Here is a 2,878-nt window from a genome sequence, read left to right on the forward strand (position 1 = left end):
GCGTAAGCGAAGCTCTGAACTGAAGCCCCAGTAAACGGCGGCCGTAACTATAACGGTCCTAAGGTAGCGAAATTCCTTGTCGGGTAAGTTCCGACCCGCACGAAAGGTGTAACGATTTGGGCACTGTCTCAACCAGAGACTCGGTGAAATTATAGTACCTGTGAAGATGCAGGTTACCCGCGACAGGACGGAAAGACCCCGTGGAGCTTTACTGTAGCCTGATATTGAATTTTGGTACAGTTTGTACAGGATAGGCGGGAGCCTTTGAAACCGGAGCGCTAGCTTCGGTGGAGGCGCTGGTGGGATACCGCCCTGACTGTATTGAAATTCTAACCTACGGGTCTTATCGACCCGGGAGACAGTGTCAGGTGGGCAGTTTGACTGGGGCGGTCGCCTCCTAAAGTGTAACGGAGGCGCCCAAAGGTTCCCTCAGAATGGTTGGAAATCATTCGTAGAGTGCAAAGGCATAAGGGAGCTTGACTGCGAGACCTACAAGTCGAGCAGGGACGAAAGTCGGGCTTAGTGATCCGGTGGTTCCGCATGGAAGGGCCATCGCTCAACGGATAAAAGCTACCCCGGGGATAACAGGCTTATCTCCCCCAAGAGTCCACATCGACGGGGAGGTTTGGCACCTCGATGTCGGCTCATCGCATCCTGGGGCTGTAGTCGGTCCCAAGGGTTGGGCTGTTCGCCCATTAAAGCGGTACGCGAGCTGGGTTCAGAACGTCGTGAGACAGTTCGGTCCCTATCCGTCGTGGGCGTAGGAAATTTGAGAGGAGCTGTCCTTAGTACGAGAGGACCGGGATGGACGCACCGCTGGTGTACCAGTTGTTCTGCCAAGGGCATAGCTGGGTAGCTATGTGCGGAAGGGATAAGTGCTGAAAGCATCTAAGCATGAAGCCCCCCTCAAGATGAGATTTCCCATAGCGTAAGCTAGTAAGATCCCTGAAAGATGATCAGGTTGATAGGTTCGAGGTGGAAGCATGGTGACATGTGGAGCTGACGAATACTAATAGATCGAGGACTTAACCATATAATATGTAGCAAATGTTATCTAGTTTTGAAGGAATATGCCTTCAATAGTTTGGTGATGATGGCAGAGAGGTCACACCCGTTCCCATACCGAACACGGAAGTTAAGCTCTCTAGCGCCGATGGTAGTTGGGACCTTGTCCCTGTGAGAGTAGGACGTTGCCAGGCTCATATTATTCCGCAGTAGCTCAGTGGTAGAGCTATCGGCTGTTAACCGATCGGTCGTAGGTTCGAGTCCTACCTGCGGAGCCATTATGCTTCCATAGCTCAGCTGGTAGAGCACTTCCATGGTAAGGAAGAGGTCACCGGTTCAAGCCCGGTTGGAAGCTTGGGAATAGGTTTAAAACTTTTTTGGCCCGTTGGTCAAGTGGTTAAGACACCGCCCTTTCACGGCGGTAACACGGGTTCGAATCCCGTACGGGTCACCACTTTTGGAGGATTAGCTCAGCTGGGAGAGCACCTGCCTTACAAGCAGGGGGTCGGCGGTTCGATCCCGTCATCCTCCACCATATATGTCGGAGGGGTAGCGAAGTGGCTAAACGCGGCGGACTGTAAATCCGCTCCTTCGGGTTCGGCAGTTCGAATCTGCCCCCCTCCACCATTTTCTTTAAAATAACCTGAGAGGGTTTATTTTTTTGAAAAGATAACCATACTAGTAAATATTAATGGGCTATAGCCAAGCGGTAAGGCAACGGACTTTGACTCCGTCATGCGCTGGTTCGAATCCAGCTAGCCCAGCCATTAAGAGCCATTAGCTCAGTTGGTAGAGCATCTGACTTTTAATCAGAGGGTCGAAGGTTCGAGTCCTTCATGGCTCACCATTTTAACAAAATATGCGGGTGTGGCGGAATTGGCAGACGCACTAGACTTAGGATCTAGCGCCTTTGGCGTGGGGGTTCGACTCCCTTCACCCGCACTTTTAATGAAATAACTCAAACATGTCTTGCGGAAGTAGTTCAGTGGTAGAATACAACCTTGCCAAGGTTGGGGTCGCGGGTTCGAATCCCGTCTTCCGCTCCAATTTTCAATATGACATGCCGGGGTGGCGGAACAGGCAGACGCACAGGACTTAAAATCCTGCGGTGGGTGACCACCGTGCGGGTTCGACCCCCGCCCTCGGCACCATATGCGCCCGTAGCTCAATTGGATAGAGCGTTTGACTACGGATCAAGAGGTTAGGGGTTCGACTCCTCTCGGGCGCGCTTTTATTAACGGGAAGTGGCTCAGCTTGGTAGAGCACCTGGTTTGGGACCAGGGGGTCGCAGGTTCAAATCCTGTCTTCCCGATATTCCCAAAAACATGGGGCCTTAGCTCAGCTGGGAGAGCGCCTGCCTTGCACGCAGGAGGTCAGCGGTTCGATCCCGCTAGGCTCCACTTATTTCAATATCATTTATGGCGGTGTAGCTCAGCTGGCTAGAGCGTACGGTTCATACCCGTGAGGTCGGGGGTTCGATCCCCTCCGCCGCTACCATAAAGGACCTTTAGCTCAGCTGGTTAGAGCAGACGGCTCATAACCGTCCGGTCGTAGGTTCGAGTCCTACAAGGTCCACCATTAGAAGTTTATATCTCGGAGGTATACCCAAGTTCGGCTGAAGGGATCGGTCTTGAAAACCGACAGGCGGCGAGAGTCGCGCGGGGGTTCGAATCCCTCTACCTCCTCCATTTTTTCTTAATTAAATATTTTATCGTCGCGGGGTGGAGCAGTCTGGTAGCTCGTCGGGCTCATAACCCGAAGGTCGCAGGTTCAAATCCTGTCCCCGCAACCAAGGTCCCGTGGTGTAGTGGTTAACATGCCTGCCTGTCACGCAGGAGATCGCCGGTTCGACCCCGGTCGGGACCGCCATTTT

18 tRNA genes and 2 rRNA genes (1 of these 20 running past the window's edge) are annotated in these 2,878 nt (G+C 52.9%); all 20 read left to right on the top strand.

The window, feature by feature from the left end:
• Positions 1 to 1,033, top strand: a 23S ribosomal RNA gene (locus tag R7Z10_RS23860); it begins 1,889 nt to the left of the window's first position.
• A 50-nt stretch (positions 1,034 to 1,083) separates the two neighbouring features.
• Positions 1,084 to 1,199: ribosomal RNA gene (gene rrf, locus R7Z10_RS23865) — 5S ribosomal RNA — on the top strand.
• A 9-nt stretch (positions 1,200 to 1,208) separates the two neighbouring features.
• Positions 1,209 to 1,283: transfer RNA gene (locus R7Z10_RS23870), tRNA-Asn, on the top strand.
• Positions 1,284 to 1,287: 4 nt separating this feature from the next.
• Positions 1,288 to 1,360, top strand: a tRNA-Thr gene (locus R7Z10_RS23875).
• A 24-nt stretch (positions 1,361 to 1,384) separates the two neighbouring features.
• A tRNA-Glu gene (locus R7Z10_RS23880) sits at positions 1,385 to 1,459 on the top strand.
• Between the two features lie 5 nt (positions 1,460 to 1,464).
• A tRNA-Val gene (locus R7Z10_RS23885) sits at positions 1,465 to 1,540 on the top strand.
• 8 nt (positions 1,541 to 1,548) lie between these two features.
• Positions 1,549 to 1,632, top strand: a tRNA-Tyr gene (locus tag R7Z10_RS23890).
• A 65-nt stretch (positions 1,633 to 1,697) separates the two neighbouring features.
• Positions 1,698 to 1,772: transfer RNA gene (locus R7Z10_RS23895), tRNA-Gln, on the top strand.
• A 4-nt stretch (positions 1,773 to 1,776) separates the two neighbouring features.
• Positions 1,777 to 1,852, top strand: a tRNA-Lys gene (locus R7Z10_RS23900).
• A gap of 14 nt (positions 1,853 to 1,866) precedes the next feature.
• Positions 1,867 to 1,947 (top strand) — tRNA-Leu (locus R7Z10_RS23905).
• Between the two features lie 29 nt (positions 1,948 to 1,976).
• Positions 1,977 to 2,051, top strand: a tRNA-Gly gene (locus R7Z10_RS23910).
• A gap of 16 nt (positions 2,052 to 2,067) precedes the next feature.
• Positions 2,068 to 2,156: transfer RNA gene (locus R7Z10_RS23915), tRNA-Leu, on the top strand.
• A 3-nt stretch (positions 2,157 to 2,159) separates the two neighbouring features.
• Positions 2,160 to 2,233, top strand: a tRNA-Arg gene (locus tag R7Z10_RS23920).
• A gap of 10 nt (positions 2,234 to 2,243) precedes the next feature.
• Positions 2,244 to 2,317 (top strand) — tRNA-Pro (locus R7Z10_RS23925).
• Between the two features lie 15 nt (positions 2,318 to 2,332).
• Positions 2,333 to 2,405: transfer RNA gene (locus R7Z10_RS23930), tRNA-Ala, on the top strand.
• A gap of 20 nt (positions 2,406 to 2,425) precedes the next feature.
• Positions 2,426 to 2,502: transfer RNA gene (locus R7Z10_RS23935), tRNA-Met, on the top strand.
• A 4-nt stretch (positions 2,503 to 2,506) separates the two neighbouring features.
• Positions 2,507 to 2,583: transfer RNA gene (locus R7Z10_RS23940), tRNA-Ile, on the top strand.
• Between the two features lie 17 nt (positions 2,584 to 2,600).
• Positions 2,601 to 2,693 (top strand) — tRNA-Ser (locus tag R7Z10_RS23945).
• Positions 2,694 to 2,720: 27 nt separating this feature from the next.
• Positions 2,721 to 2,797: transfer RNA gene (locus R7Z10_RS23950), tRNA-Met, on the top strand.
• Position 2,798: 1 nt separating this feature from the next.
• Positions 2,799 to 2,874 (top strand) — tRNA-Asp (locus tag R7Z10_RS23955).
• Positions 2,875 to 2,878: the final 4 nt, after the last annotated feature.

Origin of the sequence: Vibrio sp. Vb1018, assembly GCF_033338775.1 — a bacterium.
GTDB classification, from domain to species: Bacteria; Pseudomonadota; Gammaproteobacteria; order Enterobacterales; family Vibrionaceae; genus Vibrio; species Vibrio alginolyticus.